2 protein-coding genes are annotated in these 3,849 nt (G+C 46.5%); both read left to right on the forward strand.

Annotated elements, in window-relative coordinates; translation table 11 throughout:
- Positions 1-1,524 (forward strand): hypothetical protein (locus tag V2I46_06125; GenBank protein MEE4177071.1); only part of this gene is annotated, 1,524 nt, incomplete at its 5' end.
- 7 nt (positions 1,525-1,531) lie between these two features.
- On the forward strand, positions 1,532-3,849 hold a 2,318-nt coding region (gene uvrA / locus V2I46_06130; GenBank protein MEE4177072.1), incomplete at its 3' end, for an excinuclease ABC subunit UvrA.

Raw genomic sequence — 3,849 nt, forward strand, 5'->3', positions numbered from 1 at the left:
GTGATCAACGATATACGAAAGGAACTGACAGGTGATATTGTCATGTTGCAATATGTGAATAATGTGGGTACGAATGAAGCAAACATTGCTGACGTCAGCCAATCCATGCCTGAAGAATTCATCGAGTCAATTCTGCATCATGATGACCTCCTGATGGATCGTTATTTACATGATGAATCGCTTCCAATGGATGATATTCGGAAGTCGATGGCCAAACAAATACTCACAGGCCAACTATTCCCCGTATTATTTGGTTCTGCCAAATTTGATGCAGGCATTGACGAATTGTTGGAAGCTATCGTGCAATACATGCCTGTCGCCAAAGGCGATTCATCTGCCGAAGTATCGGGCATTGTTTATAAAGTGGAGCACGACGATACGAACGGGCGGATGGCAAGTGTCAGACTATTCAACGGATCATTAAAGAACCGGGATATCATTTTTAATACCAGTCAGAAAAAAGAAGAAAAGATCAGCCAGATACGGAAGTTCAGTGGATTGAAATACGAGGTTACGGGTGAATTGCTTGCAGGTGATGTAGCTGTTTTATACGGGATGAGTACTGTAAAGGCAGGTGACATCATTGGCACGGCAGAAGGCATTCAGGACCCCGTAAGTTTGCAAGCGCCACTGTTAACCGTGAATGTTTTTCCCCAACAACCGGAAGATTATGCTGCGCTTGTAAAAGCCATGCAGATGCTTACTGATGAAGATCCCCTGATCGACTTTCTTTGGTTGCAGGATGAGCGTGAACTCCATATAAAGGTCATGGGGCTTATTCAGCTTGAAATATTGGGGAATATATTGAATGAAAGATTCCAACTCAAGGTAAAATTCGGAAAACCAGGCGTTATATACAAGGAAACCCCTGCTGCTTCAGGCGAAGGCTATGAAGAGTACACCATGCCGAAACCCTGTTGGGCGGTCGTCAGGTTTAAAATTGAACCCGGTGAACGGGGAAGCGGCGTTGTTTATCACTCCCTGGTGGGGGTCAACCAGATCGCACAGCGTTATCAGAATGAAATTGAAAGGACTATTCCGCTGGCACTCGGCCAAGGCAATCATGGTTGGGAGGTAACCGACCTGAAGATCACATTAGTTGGTGGTGAGCATCACAATATCCATTCACGCGCAGGCGATTTTGCAGTAGCTACACCCATGGCCATCATGAATGGATTACAAGCGATTGGAACTACCTTACTCGAACCGATGCTGGAATTTACCATCACCGGACCGGAAGAAGACCTGGGTAAAGTGATCAGCAGCCTGACACAATTGAGGGCTGAAATCGGCAATCCCATGCTGTCAGATGAAAAGTTCAGCCTGAAAGGAAGCATACCTGTGGCTACTTCATTGGATTATGCAGCCCGATTAAGTGCCCTCACCGGTGGAAAAGGCAGGCTGTCTTCCCGTTTTTCAGGATACCGGCCATGTCCATTAGAACAGGGAGCCTCCACCCCATTCAGGGGCATCAGCCCACTCGACAGATCAAAATATATTTTACAGGCCCGCAAAGCTTTATAAGAAGATAATGAACAAACCAAAGACCCGATCATTAGAAGTAGTTGAAGCATCAGAAAACAACCTGAAAAAAGTTAGTGTCAGCATTCCCCATAATTCGCTGACCGTCATCACCGGTGTTTCCGGCTCGGGAAAATCCAGCCTTGCTTATGATGTGATATTCAAGGAAAGTCAGCGACGGTTTTTGGAATCTTTTTCATCCTATTCGCGTCAGTACATAGGTAAATTGGAGAAACCCGAAGTAAAAAGCATCAGCGGATTGCAGCCTGCGCTGGCCATCAACCAGAAAACAGTGGTAGCCAACCCCCGGTCAACTGTGGGTACCATGTCGGGCATTTACGATTACCTGCGGTTGCTGTTTGCCCGGACAGGTATGATGCAATGTGTGCATTGTCATCATATCATTAAAAACAGGAAAACAGACCGCTGTGAAAACTGCGGAACGTTTTACCCTGAAATTCAGGCTAAATTATTTTCATTTAATGCCACCTATGGAGCTTGTCCCCATTGTAAAGGACTGGGCATTACCGAACAAATCGATCCGGAAAAACTGATTGCCGATCCAAATAAAACCCTCCGGGAAGGCGCATTGGTTCCAACCACACCCACCGGCTATATCGTGTATTCGCAGGTCAGGGTGGACGAGTTGGACAAAGTTTGCAGGGCGCATGGTTTTTCCGTCGACATCCCCTGGACTGAACTCACAGAAGAGCAACAAAAGGTGGTTATGTTCGGCAGCAATCGGATCAAAATCCTTTTTGGCAAACATTCGCTCGAATCGCGTTTAAAATGGAAAGGCATTACCGCCAAACCTCGTGAAGAAGCTTATTACAAAGGCATGATCCCCATTATGGGGGAGATATTGCATCGTGATCGCAACGACAATATCCTGCGGTTCGCCAGCACCTTCACCTGTAATGCCTGCCATGGAAGCCGTCTCAGGCCGGAGGCTCTTTCCGTCTTTATTGATGGTAAGAATATCAGCGAATTAAGCCAGATGCCATTATCTGAATTGTATGAGTTCCTGAATCACCTGACCCACACCATTTCAGACCAGGAAGTCACGGATCACATCCTCCATCATGCCATCAAACGACTTGAATATTTGCAGCTTTTAGGACTGGAATACCTGAGCCTTTCCCGGACATCAACTACTTTGTCAGGTGGAGAAGCTCAGCGGATCAGGCTGGCATCGCAGGTCGGCAGCGGCCTCCAGGGCATTTTATATATTCTGGATGAGCCTTCCATCGGTTTACATCCAAGGGATAATAAAAGACTGCTGAAAGTGCTGCAATCTTTGCGCGACAATGGCAATACGCTGCTGGTGGTGGAACATGATGAGGAGACCATCAAATCAGCCGACTACCTCATCGATATAGGCCCCAAAGCAGGCATCCACGGCGGTGAAGTGATTTACCAGGGCGACACCTTCAAGCTTTTAAACAACAAGAACAATTACCCCGGAAGTCTGACAGCGAGCACCATATCCATTGATGCTGACAAGAGTGTTTCTAAAACTTCCAGAGCTGGTGATGGCTTCCTCAGCATCCGTGGTGCTTTCAAACACAATCTTAAAAACATTGATGTCGATTTCAAGCTGAACGCTTTCAATGTCGTCACAGGTGTTTCCGGCGCCGGAAAATCAACGCTGGTGCACCACGTACTTGTGCCCAATTTGAAAAGCCATGATGCGAATAAATACTGCAGAAGCATTGAAAGCAGTAAAAACATCAGCCGGATCATCGAAATTGACCAGTCTCCTATCGGCCGCACCCCGCGCAGCAACCCGGCTACCTATACAGATTTGTTCGACCACATCAGGGATATTTTTGGAAACCTTCCCGAATCAAAAAAAAGAGGCTATAAAAAAGGACGTTTCTCATTTAACAACAAAGGGGGACGTTGCGAAAGCTGCCAGGGCGCCGGAAGCATTCAGCTGGGCATGCACTTTTTGGGAGATGTGGAAATAGTATGCGAAACCTGCGCAGGGAAACGATTTAACAGTGATACCCTGGAAATCCGTTACCGGGGTAAAAACATTTATGATGTATTGGAATTATCCGTTGAAGAAGCCATCTCCTTCTTTGAAGGCGAAGAAAAGGTCATCAGGATACTGGACCAACTCAATAAACTGGACGTAGGCTATTTGAAACTCGGGCAACCATCCACCACACTATCAGGGGGCGAAGCTCAGCGGGTTAAACTGGCCTCGGAACTTTACAAGACTTCCAAAGGACACAACTTATATATACTTGATGAACCTTCCGTAGGCTTGCACAAAGCAGATATCAGTTATTTAATGGACGCATTGAATGCCATCGTCGATAA

Source organism: Bacteroides sp. (assembly GCA_036351255.1).
GTDB lineage: Bacteria > Bacteroidota > Bacteroidia > Bacteroidales > UBA7960 > UBA7960.